Origin of the sequence: Pseudazoarcus pumilus (assembly GCF_002872475.1) — a bacterium.
GTDB classification, from domain to species: Bacteria; Pseudomonadota; Gammaproteobacteria; order Burkholderiales; family Rhodocyclaceae; genus Pseudazoarcus; species Pseudazoarcus pumilus.
In genome coordinates, this window is the sequence record NZ_CP025682.1 from 491639 (window position 1) to 506180 (window position 14542).

Here is a 14542-nt window from a genome sequence, read left to right on the forward strand (position 1 = left end):
AGTTGTCGTGTTAACTCGGCGGCTGCGCAATAATAGTACGCTTTGAGTCGCGGTCAAAGCCGGCCGCCCGACTGCCGCGAGCCTTCGTGACCACGATCTTCCGCCTGCTCTCCCGTCTTCCGCTGTCATGGCTGCATGCGCTCGGCACCCTCGCTGGCTGGGCGGTGTGGTGGTCTTCTCCCAAGTATCGCCGGCGCCTGCGTGAAAACCTCTTCCAGGCCATCGGCCATGTTTCCGACGAGGTACTGCGCGCGGCCATCGTCGGCGCCGGGCGGCAGATGTTCGAACTGCCCTACGTCTGGCTGCGCCCGCTCGACCAGGTATTGGGACGCGTCGTGCGTGTCGAGGGCCGTGAGCTGCTCGAAGCCGCCTGTGCCGAGCGCGTGCCTGTGCTGCTGCTCACGCCGCACCTGGGCTGCTTCGAGATTTGTGCGCAGTATTGCGCCACCCACGGCCCCATCACCGTGCTCTACCGTCCGCCGCGCAAGGCCGCGCTGCGCCCGCTGATGGAGGCCGGGCGCACGCGCGGGCTGGTGCGCGTGGCGCCGGCCGACGTCTCCGGCGTGCGGCGCCTGGTCAAGGCGCTGCGCTCGGGCGAGATGGTGGGCATGCTGCCCGACCAGGCGCCGCAGCAGGGCGAGGGCGCGTGGGTGCCGTTCTTCGGCCGACCGGCATGGACCATGACCCTGGCCGCGCGCCTGTCCGAGGTGCGCGGCGTGCGCGTACTGATGATCTGGACCGAACGGCTGCCGCGCGGCGCGGGCTGGATCGTGCACCTGTCCGAGCCGGTCGAGGCCATCGACGGGTCGCTGGAACAGCGTTGCGCGGCGATCAACCGCGAGGTCGAGCGCCTCATCCTGCGCTGCCCCGGCCAGTACCTGTGGGGCTACAACCGCTACAAGGTGCCCAGGGGCGTCGAGCCGCCGCAGGAGGTCGCCCGGTGAGTCGCATCGTCATCGCCATCATGTGGTTGCTGCACTGGCTGCCGTTGCCGGTGCTGGCGGCGGTCGGGCGCGGCTTCGGCCGGCTGCTGTATGTATTCGTACGCCGTCGCCGTCACATCGTCGCGGTGAATCTGCGTCTGTGCTTTCCGGAACTCGATGACGCCGCGCGCCGACGCCTGGCGCGTGCCCACTTCGCCGCGCTGGGGCGCAGCCTGCTCGAGCGCGGCCTCGTGTGGTGGGCCAGCGAGGAACGTCTGCGCCGCCTGATCCGCGTCGACAACGAAGACGTGATCCGCCGCCTCAAGGACGCGGGCCGGCCCATCATCCTGCTCGCGCCGCACTTCGTCGGCCTGGATGCCGGCGGTGCGGGCATCGCGATGCGCTTCGATTCGCTGTCGATGTACGCGCGTCAGAGCGACGCGGTGATCGACCACTGGCTGCTGCACGGACGCGAGCGCTTCGGCGACCAGATGCTGCTCGCGCGCGACGACGGCCCGCGCAAGACGGTGCGCGCGATGAAGAGCGGGCGGCCGTTCTACTACCTGCCCGACATGAACTTCCGCACCAAGGACGTCGTTTTCGTACCCTTCTTCGGCGTGCCCACCGCGACCATCACCGGCCTGGCGCGGCTCGCACGCCTGGCCGGCGCAGCGGTCGTGCCGTGCCCCACGCGCATGCTGCCGGGTGGGCAGGGCTACGTGGTGGAGGTCGGCGAGCCGTGGGAGAACTTCCCTACCGACGATGTCGAGGCCGACATCGCGCGCATGAACCGCGAGATCGAGGCCGTGGTGCGCACCATGCCGGAGCAGTACTACTGGGTGCACCGCCGCTTCAAGACGCGCCCGGCGGGCGAGAAGAAGCCGTATTGACGTGCGGGCCGCTAACGGTTTTGTAGGTCGGGATGAGCCGCAGGCGAATTCCGACGCTGCCGCTGGATGCGGGGATGTCGCACTCGCTGCGCTCGTCGCGACCTACGACGGGTTTTCCTGCGGCTGGCCGTAGCCGGCGAAGCGGTCCATTACCTCGTCCATCTCCGCCTGCGACAGCAGCACCGGATCGCCCAGTTGCAGTGCCCGCCAGTACTGCTCGCACAGCGTCTCCAACTCGATCGCCATGTCCAGCGCATGCGCCGCATCGCGCCCGCTCACCAGCATGCCGTGGTTTGCCAGCAGGCAGGCCGAGCGATCGTGCATGGCCTCGCGCACCGCCGCCGACAGCGCCGCCGTGCCGAAGGTGGCGTAGCGCGCGCAGCGCACCGTGCTGCCGCCAAAGCGCGCGATCATGTAATGGAAGGGCGGGATCTCCAGCCGGTGGCAGGCCAGCGCGGTGGCGAAGGGCGGGTGTGCGTGCAGGATTGCGCCCGCATCGGCGCGGTCGGCATACACGCCCAGATGCATGGGCCATTCGGACGAGGGCGCCCGCTCGCCATGCGCCTGGCCGCTTGCGTCGACGAACACCATGTCGCCGGGGTCGCAATCCTCGGCCTTGAGCCCGGTCGGCGTGATCAGCATGCCATCCTGCCAGCGCACGCTGGCGTTGCCCGAGGTGCCGACATTGAGCCCGGCTTCGCTCATGCCGCGCGCGGCGGCGAGCAGGGCTTCGCGCAGCACGCGTTCGTCAGCCATGAGCAGGCTCCGGGCGCTGCGCGGCCAGCTCGCCGGGCGCGCAGACGCCGGCTTCGGTGATGATGGCGTCGATGAGTCGCGCCGGCGTGACGTCGAAGGCCGGGTTGGCGGCCGGCGCGGCGGCGGGTGCGAGCGCGATCGTGGCGATGCGCCCGTCCTCGCCCGGGCCGGCGATGCGGCGCACCTCGTCGGGGTCGCGGTCCTCGATCGGCAGGGTCGTGCCGTCGGCCGCGGCGAAATCCAAGGTCGAACTCGGCGCTGCCACCCAGAACGGCACGCCGTTGTCGTGCGCGGCCAGCGCCTTCAGGTAGGTGCCGACCTTGTTCGCGGTGTCGCCGTTTGCGGCAATGCGGTCAGCGCCGGTGATCACCACGTCCACCTCGCCGCGTGCGATCAGGATGCCGGCGGCGTTGTCGACCACCAGCGTGTGCGGCACGCCCGCCTCGCGCAGTTCCCATTCGGTGAGCAGGCCCTGGTTGCGCGGGCGTGTCTCGCTCACCCACACATGCACGGGCAGGCCTTGCGCGTGCGCCTCGAACACCGGCGCGAGCGCCGTGCCGGCACCGCAGGTCGCCACCCAGCCGGCGTTGCAGTGCGTCATCACGCGCACCGGCCCGTCGCGCCGCGCCGCGATGTCGGCCAGCCGCGCCGCGCCGTGGCGGCCAATGGCCGCACACATGGCGCGGTCCTCGCGGCGGATGGCCTCGGCCTCGGCCCAGGCCGCTTCGAGCCGCGCGGCCGGTGTCAGCGGCGTAAGACGCGCACGCATGCGTGCGAGCGCCCAGTGCAGGTTCACGGCCGTCGGGCGGGTGGCGGCCAGGCGTGCGCAGGCTGCATCCAGATGCACGTCGTCGCTCGCCTCACGCAGGGCCAGCGCAAGCCCGAAGGCGGCCGTCGCGCCGATCAGCGGCGCACCGCGCACCTGCATGTGGGCAATCGCGTGCGCTGCCTGCGCCAGCGTCTCGATGCGGACAAAAGTCAGTTCGTGCGGCAAGCGCGTCTGGTCGATGACGACGACAGCGTCGCCGTCGCGCACGATGGTGGGTACGGGTTGTTCGAAGGACATGGGCGTGATTGTAATCGCGCGCCAAGGGCAATGTTTGCACTGTGCGGCTTGATCGCGATCGCGTTCGGTTGCATGCTGGAGGCTTCGATTGCGTCGTGCGGGAGGCTGCGATGCACAGTATTCGTGTTCAGGCGGAATGGGACGAGGAAGCGGGCGTGTGGTATGTCGCCGACAGTTCGCTTGACGGCTTGGTTACCGAGGCGCCGACTACGGAAGCCTTGATGCAGAAAATCGCCGCGCGTGCGTGTGACCTGCTCGGCGCGGAGGCCGTGGGCAACGACGTTTCGGTCGAACTCACGGCGCGCCGCTCTTCGGTGGTGCATGTCGCGGCCTGATGGGCGGAAACCTGACGCCGGCTCTGCAGCGTGCACTGCGCGATGCCGGCTGCCGTTTCGTACGTCACGGCCGGGGTGATCACGACATCTGGTATTCGCCGATCACCAGGCGAAACTTCGTCGTCGATCAGCGCATCGTGTCCCGCCACACGGCGAACGCGGTGCTAGGGCCTGTTCACAATTGCGCTGGCGGATCGCGTGGGTCTGTATGGCTGTGCCGGCAAGACGCGCGAAGCAGGCAATGGCCATTCCCTTGACAATGAGCGCAACGCCGCCGGCGCGGCCATACAGACCCACCCGCAGGGCTTGGCCCAAATGGCCTGCATTTCGGCGTTGCGGCTCCTTGCAAGACACCCGGTATTGCGGCGTCGCCGCGCCTTGATCTGCGAGCCATTTGGGCCAAGCGCGACCGCCATGGCAAATGTGAACAGGCCCTAACAGGCTGGCTTGCCCAAGGGCTTCTGAGCCGTTTGCGCGCGCGCCGCATGCTAGACTCGATCCGCTTCCAGACCGGGCGATTCGGCCGTGCGTACCATCCTCATCCTGATCCTGGTGTTCATCCTGTACTGGTGGGCGCGGCGCGCGCTCGCGGATCGGCATCGGCGCAAGCCGGGCGCGCACAAGCGCAAGGGAAACAAGGCCGGCCCGGAGCGCATGCTCGCGTGCGCGCACTGCGGTGTGCACATTCCCGAGAGCGAGGGCGTGCAGGACGTCAGCGGCTTCTATTGTTCGGATGAGCACCGCCGGCTAGGCGTGCGCGATCGATGACGCTCGCGGGGCTCGCGCAGGCGGATGCCGAGCGCACGGTTCCGCGCCGCATCTTCAACATCTTCCGGCTGGTCGTCGCCGGCCTGTTCGTCGTCGCCGGCGAGGATCTGGGCCTGGGCGGGCAATGGCCCGAGGCCTATCTCGCACTCACCCTGGGCTACGTGGCCTTTGCCCTGGTCAGCGGCTTTCCGTTCGCGCTGGCGCTGGGCGACCGGCGTCTGGTGGCGCTGCAGTTCGCGGTCGATTTCGTCGTGCTCGTCGGGGTGATGGCGGTCAGTGGCGGGCATGGCAGCGGCATCGCCGGGCTGATGATGGTGTATGTCGCCGGCGCTGGCGTGCTGGTCGAGGGGCGGTTGCCGCTGTTCTTCGCGTCGATCGCCACGCTGCTGGTGCTCGCCGAGAACACCTGGCGCGCGCTGACGTTTGGCGGGGCGAGCGACACGGTACGCGTGGGCATCGTGTGCATCGCCTTCTTCGCGATCGCGCTGACCACACGCCTGTTGGCGGCGCGCGCACGTACCCACGAGACCATCGCCGAGGCGCGCGGCGAGGCGCTGGGACGCCAGCAGGCGATCAACGAACGCATCATCGAGGACATGCACGATGGCGTGCTGGTGTTCGGCCAGAATGGTCGCCTGCTGCAGGTCAACCCGCGCGCGCGCGAACTGCTCGGCCCCGGTCTGGAAGCGGGCGCACACATGCCCGCGCTGGACGCAGCCGTCGCCGCCTGTCGCGCCTCGGGCAGTTTCGACAGCATGCAGTTGCCGCTTGGCCCCGATGAGCGCCCGATGCGCTGTCGTGCACTGCTGGCGCACACCGCCGGCGAGGGCGAGGGCGACGTACTGGTCTACATCACCGATTACGCCGACGTGCAGAAGCAGATCCAGCAGCAAAAGCTCGCCGCGCTGGGGCGGCTGACCGCGAGCATGGCGCACGAGATCCGCAACCCGCTCTCGGCCGTGACGCAGGCGGCCGAACTGCTGGGCGAGGAAAAGCGCGTCGAGGTGCAGGAGCGGCTGGTGCGCATCATCGGCGACAATGCACGACGCATCGAGCGCATGGTGCGTGACGTGCTCGCCCTGGGCCGGCGCGACGAGGTCGTTCGCGAGGCGCTGCCGCTGGCCCCGGCGCTGGCGGCCATCGTCGAGGAACTGACGTTGGCCGGCGAGGCCGAGCGCGCGCGCTACGCGCTCGACGTGCCCGACGATGCAACGCTGTGGATCGACCGCGCGCACCTGCACCAGATCGTCGTCAACCTGCTTGCCAACGCGCGTCGCTACTGCTCCGGCGAGCCCGGCGCGATTCGCCTCTTCACGCAGGAACTGCCGGGCGAGCGCACTGCGCTGCACATCGTCGATGACGGCCCGGGGGTCGCGCCCGACAAGCGCGAGCAGGTCTTCGAGCCCTTCGCCACGAGCGACCCCAAGGGCACCGGGCTGGGGCTGTACATCGCGCGCGAGCTGGCTGATGCCAACGGCGCGCAGCTCGAACTGCTGCCCGATGCCGGCGGCGCGCACTTCGTGCTCAGTGGAAGGAGGACGCCATGAACGCAGAGTCGGGCGCACGTGCCGACGTGCTGGTCATCGACGACGAGGCCGACATCCGCGAACTGCTGGAACTCGCGCTGCTGCGCATGGGCCTGAGTTGCGACACCGCCGGCAGCGTGGCCGAGGCGCGCGAGCGGCTGGCGTCGGGGAGCTATCGCTTGTGCCTGACCGACATGCGCCTGCCCGACGGTGACGGCCTCGACCTGGTGGCCTACATCCAGCAGGCGCACGCCGGCCTGCCGGTGGCGGTGATCTCGGCCCATGGCAGCATCGACACGGCGATTCGCGCGCTCAAGCTGGGCGCCTTCGATTTCGTCACCAAGCCGGTCGAGGTCAAGGCCGTGCGCGCGCTCGTCGAGCACGCGCTGCGCGTGCCCGAACACGCCCAGGATGAACCCGAGGCGGACGGTGTGCGGCGGCTCATCGGCCGTTCCGCCGCCATCGAGCACCTGCGCGCCCAGGTCGCACGGCTCGCGCGCAGTCAGGCGCCGGTGTTCATCCATGGCGAATCCGGCACCGGCAAGGAAGTCATCGCGCGCTCCATCCACGCGCTCGGCCCGCGCGCCGGCGGTGCCTTCGTGCCGGTCAACTGCGGCGCGATCCCGCATGAGCTGATGGAGAGCGAATTCTTCGGCCACGTGCGCGGCAGCTTTTCCGGCGCCACCGCCGACAAGCCCGGCCTGTTCCGCGCCGCGCAGGGCGGCACACTGTTCCTCGACGAGGTTGCCGAGTTGCCGTTGGCCATGCAAGTCAAGCTGCTGCGCGCCATCCAGGAGCGCGCCGTGCGCCCGGTCGGGGCGCACGCCGAAGAAGCCGTGGACGTGCGCGTGCTGTCCGCCTCGCACCGCGATCTGGCCGCATTGGTGGCTGAAGGGCGCTTCCGCCAGGACTTGTTCTACCGCATCAACGTCATCGCGCTGCACGTGCCGCCGCTGCGCGAGCGTCCCGAGGACATCGAGGCGCTGGCTGCGCACATCCTCGCGCGGCTCGCCGCGCGCGACGGCGGGCCTGCGCAACGCTTGTCGGCCGAGTCGCTCGCTGCGCTGCGCGCCCATCCATTCCCCGGCAACGTGCGCGAGCTCGAGAACCTGCTCGAACGCGCCTGCGCACTGTGCGATTCCGATGTGATCACGCCCGCCGACCTCGCGCTGGACGCCGCGCCAGCGCCCCTCGCCTCGCCCGTGACGCCGCCGCCCGGTCAGGGCGGCGACGACGAGCGCAGCCACATCCTGCGCGCGCTGGAAGAAACCCGCTGGAACCGCAGCGAGGCCGCCCGCCGCCTGGGCATGACGCTGCGCCAGTTGCGCTACCGGCTGCAGAAGTGGGGCATGGAATAGGCCTGGAGGCGCGGTTGGATGAGGTCACAGGTCGTCATTGCCTCGCTTCTGCATAGCTGTCCCAAGGAAGCAATAAGATCAGTTAAGCGTTCCGATGGGGGTGCTTATTGTGTGAACCCTTTTGCGGCCTCTATAATGATCTGGTAAGGCTTCCAATGGCCTTTTACCGATCTGATGGGAGCGTTAAAAGTGCATCCGCCGATACCCCTGCCCGTCGAGCGCGCGATCCGAAAGCTTGGCGGCGATCTCTCCCTGGCGCGTCGGCGACGTCACATCTCCCAGGCGTCGCTGGCCGAGCGCATGGGCGCGTCCGTGTCCACCGTGCGTCGCATGGAGAAAGGCGACGTGCGGGTGCCCATCCACTTCTTTGCTCGCGCGTTGCATGTGTTCGGTGAGCTCCAGGCATTGGAGCATCTGCTGGATACGCCCAACGACGAGATCGGCTTGATGCTGATGGACGAACGCTTGCCCAAGCGCGTGCGCAGAAATCCCGGTGGCGCTTCAGGAGCGCTGTGATGGTGGCCGGCGCATCGATTCGCCAGCAGGTTCAGGTATGCATCGGCGAGGCGGGGCTGACGCTTGGGTCGCTGGTGTATGTTCGTCAGGGCCAGCGGGAAAACTGTGCCTTCGCCTATGACGAGTCCTGGTTGGTCAGCCCGGCGCGGTTCAATGTGTCGGCCGACCTGCAATTGCTGCCGGGCCACCAGTCACACAAGGCGGCTTCACCACATGACTCCGTGTTCCACGGCGCGATTGCCGATACTGCGCCGGATGCCTGGGGGCGGCGCGTCATTGCGCGCGATCATGCCAAGCGCCGTAAGACCAATCCGCAGCTGACCGCGCTTAGCGAGATCGATTACTTGCTGGCGGTTGATGACTTCAGCCGTGTCGGTGCCCTGCGTCTGCGTGATGTGGACGGAGGTTGGTACCGCATGGCTCCCGAGGGGCGGCGCAGTATCCCGCCATTGATTGAGCTGGAACGGATCTATCAGGCCAGCCGTGCCGTCGAGCGTGGGCGCGAGACAGCTGAGGACCTGCGTTACCTTCAGGGCAAGGGGACGTCGCTCGGCGGCTTGCGGCCCAAGTGCACGATGGTGGACGAAGACGGCTGGCTGGCCATCGGCAAATTTCCGAGTGTCAGTGATACGCGCAGCGTCACGCGCGGCGAGATCCTTGCGCTGCGATTGGCGGCGCTGGCGGGGATCGATGCCGCGCAGGCGCGAGTTGTCATGCTCGCCGACGTGCCGGTGGCCGTTATTCGTCGATTTGACCGTGACTGCGTCGACGGCCGCATTCCCTACCAGTCGGCCGCATCGCTCCTTCAGGCCTCACGAGAGGAAGATCGCAGCTACACGGAGATCGCCGACGCGATCCGCTCCCATGGGCATGCCCCGACACAGGATGTACAGCAGTTATGGCGCCGAATGCTGTTCAACCTGCTGATCACCAACGTCGACGACCACCTTCAGAACCATGGTTTCCTGCACGTTGAACGCGGGCTGTGGCGACTTGCGCCGGCCTTCGATATCAACCCGTTCCCGGACAAGGACAGGGAATCCAAAACCTGGCTGTCGGAGCAGGACGGTCCGGTCACTGACGTGAAGATGTTGTTGGCCCGCGCGTCCTACTTCGCGTTGAACGAAAGGCGGGCTCTGGCTGTGCTGGGTGAGGTTCATGCAGCAGTGGCGAACTGGCGACAGCTCGCGCTCGGTCCGGAAGTGGGTCTGCGACCGGCCGAGCTGGACGACTTCGCGCCCGCCTTCGAGCACCGGCAGATGGACGCCGCCGCCATGCTCCTCGGGCGCTCGATGTAGTTCGCGCTCCTGCGTCCCCGCCTTCGAACAGGCTAGTCTCAACTTCCAAGTGCAACACCCATCATTTAGGGTGTTGTCATGCAGAGAAACTACACACACTTGTCGGCTGAGGATCGCGGTTTGATCATGGCGGAACAACTGCGCGGCAGCTCGGGAGCGCGCATTGCGAGAATGCTGGGCCGCTGCCGTTCGACGATTTCGCGCGAGTTGAGCCGTAATCGGGCGTCGGATGGCAGCTACCGGGCCAGCATCGCTGGGAGCGCGTACCGGCGCCGTCGTCAGGCCAGCGTGCGGCGATTGAAGCTGATGGAAGGTTCGGCGCTGTATGGTTTTGTGCGCCACAAGCTGCTCGACCGCTACTGGTCGCCGCAACAGATCGCTGCCAGACTGCGCCAGATGCATCCCGACGACCCCACCTGGCAGGTCAGCCACGAGACGATTTACGCGAGCATCTACGCGCATCCGAAAGGGGCTTTGCGCCAGGGCATGATCGCCGCGCTGCGCCAATCCAAGCCCGCGCGCGGTCGCCCGCGCCGGAGCGCGGCCCGTCCTGGTGGGCTGCCCATTGCCGAGGCGCTGCGCATCCACAACCGCCCGGAGGAAATCGAGTCCCGCCAGTTGCCCGGGCACTGGGAAGGGGATTTCATCAAGGGTGCGTTTAATCGCTCGGCCGTGGGTACGCTGGTCGAGCGCAAGAGCCGCTTCGTGGTGTTGTGCAAGATGGACGGTTGCAGCGCCGAGGCGGCGCTGGAGGGTTTCACGCGGCAGATGAAGAAGATGCCGGCCTTCCTGCGCGAGAGCCTGACCTATGACCGGGGCAGCGAGATGGCGCGTCATGAGGAGTTGGCCCGGCGACTGAAGCTGGACATCTGGTTTGCCGACCCGTACAGCCCTTGGCAGCGTGGCAGCAACGAGAACACCAACGGCCTGCTACGCCAGTTCCTGCCAAAGGGCGCTGACCTGTCGCAAGTCAGCCAGATCCAGCTCAACGCCATTGCCCGGCTGATGAACGGACGACCCAGACAGACGCTGGAATGGAAAACACCGGAAGAAGTCATGGCGCAGGACATCGCTCAATTTCGCAACCGTGTTGCACTTGATTCTTGAGGCGGAGCAGTTCCAGGTACGCAAATTTGGTAGCTCGTATCGAACGAAGCGAGTGCGACACCCCGCCACGTTCGAGTCGCGCGTCGGCCTACGGGTCGGTCACGCCCAAACGGATGCCGTAATCGGCCAGCTCGCGCACCACGTCGACCGCGAGCGCGTTGCGGTTTCTCGACGAGGCCGCGCGCCGCCTGGGCATGACGCTGCGCCAGTTGCGCTACCGGCTGCAGAAGTGGGGTATGGAATAGGGTGGGCCATTCCCAACCATGTGGCGGAATTCGCCGATTCGGACTACCATTCGAAGAGCTTGACCAAGCTATTGGTCTACCGAGGTCGCGATGAGCATCATTGTCAATGTCCATGAAGCCAAGACGCATCTTTCCCGCCTGATCGACCAGGCCCATGCGGGCCAGGAGATCATTCTTGCCAAGGCGGGCAAGCCATATGCCCGCATCGTGGCGCTTGTGCCGGAAGCGCGTCAGCGTACGCCCGGGCGTCTGAAGGGGCGCGTCGGTGACGAGTTCTTCGACCCCTTGCCTGAAGAAGAACTCGCTGCCTGGAACGTCTGATGCCGTTCCTGCTCGACACGCATGCGCTACTGTGGTGGCTAACGGACGACCCGCGCCTCTCTCCGCGTGCGCGCGAAGTTATTGCGGACGTCGAAAATCGCGTTCTGGTCAGCGCCGCGTCGGCCTGGGAATTGGCCATCAAGCATCGTCTCGGAAAGCTCGATCAGGCCGCCGATGCGCTGCACTATTTCGATGAACTGGTCTCGGCCGACGCCTTCGAACACCTGCCGATTACCCATCGGCATGCCATAGCGGCCGGTCGGCTACCGGTCGAGCACCGAGATCCGTTTGATCGCATGCTGGCCGCCCAAAGCGTCATCGAGGACGCGCCACTGATCACCACTGACCGTGCCTTCGAACAGTTCCAGGTACGCGTAGTCTGGTAGGTCGCATCGAGCGAAGCGAGTGCGACACCCCGGCTTGAGGTCGTAGAGTACGTGCCCCGGCTTGCCCAGTGCGCGGATGCGCGCCGCCCAGCTTGAGGAATTCGTCGTGGCCGACGGGCAGCACGATGCCATCGTAGAAGCCTGGCACCTTTACTGCGTCAGTGGCGAGATGACGCGCATGAAAGCCGGATGTATGCTTGAAACTGTCGCGTCGGTTGGCGCGCGTGTCCATGGCAAGGACTTCGGAGAGGCTCATGCATCCATTGATCGAAACGCATCGTGACGAGTTGAAAGCCCTCGCACTCCGCTTTCGCGTCCGTTCGATCAAGGTTTTCGGATCGATGGCACGCGACGATGGCGACGAATCCAGCGATGTCGATCTGTTGGTCGAGGCCGAGCCGGGTACATCGGGATTCGTTCTGGGGGAGATGCAGATGGAGGCGCAGGACCTGCTCGGACGCCCGGTCGACCTGGTCACGCCCGCCGCGCTGCATCCGCTGGTGCGAGCGCGCGTTCTCGATGAAGCCCGCTCACTCTGACCTTCGCAAATGAAGCCCGGACACGAGGCCGACAGACTTTATCTTGTCCACATGCTCGAATGCATCGATCGGGTATCCGATTATGTGGGCGACGACGAGACGTTGTTCCGGTCCTCGCGCCTGGTCCAGGATGCGGTGTTGCGCAACCTGCAGGTGCTCGCGGAATCCAGTCAGCGGCTGAGCGACGAACTCAAGGTAAGCGAGCCGGCAATTTCGTGGCGAGCGATATCCGGCTTCAGGAATATTCTCGTCCACGACTACCTTGGCGTCGACGTCGACGCGATATGGAATGTGGTGGAGCGGGAGCTCTCACCGTTGCATGAAGCGCTCGGCAGGATGCTCGAAAAGTCCGGCAGCCGCGATCGCCCGTAGGTCGCATCGAGCGAAGCGAGTGCGACACCCCGGCCCGTTAGAGCCGCGCCCCCTACAACCGCAAATCCGCCTCATCCCGCGCCAGCACGTACTTGAGGTCGTAGAGCACGTGCACCGGCTTGCCCAGTGCGCGGATGCGCGCGGAACCGAGGTTGCGGAATTCCTCGTGGCTGACGGCCAGCACGATGCCGTCGTAGTCGCCTGGCGCGGGGTCGGCGACCAGTTCGATGCCGTGCTCGCGCATGGCGTCGGTCGGGTCGGCCTGCGGGTCGGTCACGTCCACGCGGATGCCGTAATCGGCCAGCTCTCGCACCACGTCGACCACGCGGGTGTTGCGCAGATCCGGGCAATTTTCCTTGAAGGTCAGCCCCATCACCAGCACGCGTGCGCCGTCCACCTCGATGCGGCGGCGGATCATGGCCTTGACCAGCTGCGAGGCCACCCAGGCGCCCATGGCATCGTTCAGGCGCCGGCCGGCGAGGATGATTTCCGGGTGATGGCCGATGGCCTGCGCCTTGTGCGTGAGGTAGTACGGATCCACCCCGATGCAGTGCCCGCCCACCAGCCCCGGGCGGAAGGGCAGGAAGTTCCACTTGGTGCCCGCCGCCTCCAGCACAGCCTGGGTATCCAGCCCCATGCGCGCGAAGATGATTGCCAACTCGTTGATCAGCGCGATGTTCAGATCGCGCTGCGTGTTCTCGATCACCTTGGCCGCTTCCGCCACGCGGATGCTCGGCGCACAGTGCGTGCCGGCGCTGACGATGGTGGCGTACAGCCTGTCTACGCGCTCGGCAGCCTCCGGTGAGGAACCCGAGGTGACCTTGAGGATGTTCTCGATGCGGTGCTCGCGATCCCCCGGATTGACGCGCTCCGGACTGTAGCCCACCGCAAAATCCTCGTTCAGCCGCAGCCCCGAGCGCGCCTCGAGCACCGGCACGCACTCCTCCTCGGTGGCGCCCGGATACACGGTGGATTCGAACACCACCAGATCGCCGCGCTTGAGCACCCCGCCCACGGTCTCGCACGCAGCCAGCAGCGGACCGAGGTCCGGGCGCTTGTGCGTGTCGATCGGCGTGGGCACGGTCACGATGTAGGTGTCGCACGCGGCGATGTCCGTCACATCCAGCGTGAAGCGCAGCCGCGCGGCGTCGCGCAGCACCGCATTGGCCACCTCGCGCGTGTCGTCATGCCCGGCGCGCAGGCGTTCGATGCGCACGCGCGAGATATCGAAGCCCGTCACGTCGAAGCGTTGCGCAAACGCGACCGCCAGCGGCAGCCCGACATAGCCCAGGCCGATCACCGCGATGTGGGGCGCAGCAGGTGCATCCATGTTCGAACTCCGCAAACAACAAGAGGCAGGAACGGCCGATCATAGACCGCCTGCATGGCAAGCGGTAGGGCGCATGCCGGCCTCGACGCCGGACGATTGTCAGGGTGTGACGCGCATGCGGCGAGAATTGTCAAAGGTGGACAATTCGTGTCACGCCCGTGACTGTTGCATGCTTCAGACATTCTCTGACGAACCGCGCGGAAATCCTTGTTACAACGCGGGTTTTGCGCGATGATCCGCCCGTCGATGTCGGCCGGACGAATGTGGCACACGTCTTGCGTGGCTCGAAGCAGCCGGGATATCCGCGATCACGATCCGCAAGGAGTTGAACATGAAGAAGATGCAACAGGGCTTTACCCTTATCGAACTGATGATCGTCGTCGCGATCATCGGCATCCTGGCAGCCGTCGCGCTGCCGGCCTATCAGGACTACACGCAGCGCGCGCGCGCGTCCGAGGTCGTGCTTGCTGCCAGTACAGCACGGACTTGCGTCACCGAGATTGTTCAAGCTCACCGCGACGGTAACGGTGCAGACATGAGTGATTGCGCCTCCGGCTTCAGGAAAACCGATTACGCCAGTTACATCACGGTGTCGTCGGGCGCTGGTGGTGGGACGGGCAGCACTAACGGGGTGATCGAAGTCGAGGCTGGTGGGTCGTTGCTTGGTTTGAGCATCGAGCTTTCCCCGGTTTATTCAAGCACATTCCATATCACGTCATGGACATGCACGGCTGGTGACAATTTTGATGAGACTACCGCCAAGATGGCTTGGCTGCCAGGCTCCTGCCGCGACTAAGCGACTTGTT

General features: G+C 66.6%; 18 protein-coding genes and 1 pseudogene. 16 read left to right on the forward strand and 3 right to left on the reverse strand.

Going from position 1 to position 14542, the window contains the following annotated elements:
* Positions 1 to 86 precede the first annotated feature (86 nt).
* Together C0099_RS02295 and C0099_RS02300 are read left to right on the forward strand one after the other, a co-directional pair.
* On the forward strand, positions 87 to 944 hold the full coding sequence (locus tag C0099_RS02295) for a lysophospholipid acyltransferase family protein (RefSeq protein ID WP_102245946.1): 858 nt from the start codon (positions 87 to 89) through the stop codon (positions 942 to 944).
* Positions 941 to 1813, forward strand: a complete 873-nt coding sequence (locus C0099_RS02300; protein WP_102245947.1) for a lysophospholipid acyltransferase family protein — start codon at positions 941 to 943, stop codon at positions 1811 to 1813. The genes C0099_RS02295 and C0099_RS02300 overlap by 4 nt, the downstream gene beginning before the upstream one ends.
* A 102-nt stretch (positions 1814 to 1915) precedes the next feature.
* On the opposite strand, the gene C0099_RS02305 is transcribed toward C0099_RS02300, so the two are convergent.
* Both C0099_RS02305 and mtnA read right to left on the reverse strand, forming a co-directional pair.
* Positions 1916 to 2569: a class II aldolase/adducin family protein gene (locus C0099_RS02305; protein ID WP_102245948.1), complete on the reverse strand. Its 654-nt coding sequence runs from the start codon at positions 2567 to 2569 to the stop codon at positions 1916 to 1918.
* Complete coding sequence (gene mtnA, locus C0099_RS02310; RefSeq protein ID WP_102245949.1) at positions 2562 to 3635, reverse strand: S-methyl-5-thioribose-1-phosphate isomerase; 1074 nt, start codon at positions 3633 to 3635, stop codon at positions 2562 to 2564. Before mtnA ends, C0099_RS02305 begins: the two co-directional genes overlap by 8 nt.
* A gap of 110 nt (positions 3636 to 3745) precedes the next feature.
* Between mtnA and C0099_RS02315 the strand changes: the two genes are divergently transcribed.
* The 13 genes and pseudogenes from C0099_RS02315 to C0099_RS02375 all read left to right on the forward strand — a co-directional run bounded on the left by C0099_RS02315 (position 3746) and on the right by C0099_RS02375 (position 12406).
* Positions 3746 to 3970: a DUF1902 domain-containing protein gene (locus C0099_RS02315; RefSeq protein ID WP_102245950.1), complete on the forward strand. Its 225-nt coding sequence runs from the start codon at positions 3746 to 3748 to the stop codon at positions 3968 to 3970.
* A gap of 525 nt (positions 3971 to 4495) precedes the next feature.
* Positions 4496 to 4738, forward strand: coding sequence for a PP0621 family protein (locus C0099_RS02325; protein WP_102245952.1), 243 nt, complete (start codon positions 4496 to 4498; stop codon positions 4736 to 4738).
* Positions 4735 to 6285, forward strand: coding sequence for a sensor histidine kinase (locus C0099_RS02330; RefSeq protein ID WP_102245953.1), 1551 nt, complete (start codon positions 4735 to 4737; stop codon positions 6283 to 6285). The genes C0099_RS02325 and C0099_RS02330 overlap by 4 nt, the downstream gene beginning before the upstream one ends.
* Positions 6282 to 7622 (forward strand): sigma-54-dependent transcriptional regulator, encoded by a 1341-nt coding sequence (locus C0099_RS02335; protein ID WP_102245954.1) that lies wholly within the window; start codon positions 6282 to 6284, stop codon positions 7620 to 7622. The genes C0099_RS02330 and C0099_RS02335 overlap by 4 nt, the downstream gene beginning before the upstream one ends.
* Before the next feature lie 189 nt (positions 7623 to 7811).
* Entirely contained in the window at positions 7812 to 8138 is a 327-nt protein-coding gene (locus C0099_RS02340) for a helix-turn-helix domain-containing protein (protein ID WP_228151631.1), read from the forward strand.
* Entirely contained in the window at positions 8138 to 9436 is a 1299-nt protein-coding gene (locus tag C0099_RS02345) for a type II toxin-antitoxin system HipA family toxin (protein WP_102245956.1), read from the forward strand. The genes C0099_RS02340 and C0099_RS02345 overlap by 1 nt, the downstream gene beginning before the upstream one ends.
* A gap of 78 nt (positions 9437 to 9514) precedes the next feature.
* Positions 9515 to 10543, forward strand: coding sequence for an IS30 family transposase (locus C0099_RS02350; protein ID WP_102245957.1), 1029 nt, complete (start codon positions 9515 to 9517; stop codon positions 10541 to 10543).
* A 176-nt stretch (positions 10544 to 10719) separates the two neighbouring features.
* Positions 10720 to 10788 (forward strand): annotated as a pseudogene (locus tag C0099_RS16305) (helix-turn-helix domain-containing protein); the annotation flags it as partial.
* A gap of 90 nt (positions 10789 to 10878) precedes the next feature.
* Positions 10879 to 11109 (forward strand): type II toxin-antitoxin system Phd/YefM family antitoxin, encoded by a 231-nt coding sequence (locus C0099_RS02360; protein WP_102245959.1) that lies wholly within the window; start codon positions 10879 to 10881, stop codon positions 11107 to 11109.
* Positions 11109 to 11495, forward strand: coding sequence for a type II toxin-antitoxin system VapC family toxin (locus C0099_RS02365; protein ID WP_102245960.1), 387 nt, complete (start codon positions 11109 to 11111; stop codon positions 11493 to 11495). Before C0099_RS02360 ends, C0099_RS02365 begins: the two co-directional genes overlap by 1 nt.
* A 76-nt stretch (positions 11496 to 11571) precedes the next feature.
* Positions 11572 to 11778 (forward strand): hypothetical protein, encoded by a 207-nt coding sequence (locus C0099_RS15815; protein ID WP_123785209.1) that lies wholly within the window; start codon positions 11572 to 11574, stop codon positions 11776 to 11778.
* Positions 11750 to 12034 carry a nucleotidyltransferase family protein gene (locus C0099_RS02370; protein WP_102245961.1) on the forward strand — a complete coding sequence of 95 codons (285 nt, stop codon included), beginning with the start codon at positions 11750 to 11752 and terminating at the stop codon, positions 12032 to 12034. Before C0099_RS15815 ends, C0099_RS02370 begins: the two co-directional genes overlap by 29 nt.
* A 9-nt stretch (positions 12035 to 12043) precedes the next feature.
* Positions 12044 to 12406, forward strand: a complete 363-nt coding sequence (locus tag C0099_RS02375) for a HepT-like ribonuclease domain-containing protein (RefSeq protein ID WP_102245962.1) — start codon at positions 12044 to 12046, stop codon at positions 12404 to 12406.
* Positions 12407 to 12458: 52 nt separating this feature from the next.
* Here C0099_RS02375 and tviB read toward each other — a convergent pair whose 3' ends face one another.
* On the reverse strand, positions 12459 to 13736 hold the full coding sequence (gene tviB / locus C0099_RS02380) for a Vi polysaccharide biosynthesis UDP-N-acetylglucosamine C-6 dehydrogenase TviB (RefSeq protein ID WP_102245963.1): 1278 nt from the start codon (positions 13734 to 13736) through the stop codon (positions 12459 to 12461).
* A 331-nt stretch (positions 13737 to 14067) separates the two neighbouring features.
* Here tviB and C0099_RS02385 point away from each other — a divergent pair, with 331 nt between their 5' ends.
* Positions 14068 to 14532 (forward strand): pilin, encoded by a 465-nt coding sequence (locus tag C0099_RS02385; RefSeq protein WP_102245964.1) that lies wholly within the window; start codon positions 14068 to 14070, stop codon positions 14530 to 14532.
* The last annotated feature ends 10 nt before the right edge of the window (positions 14533 to 14542 follow it).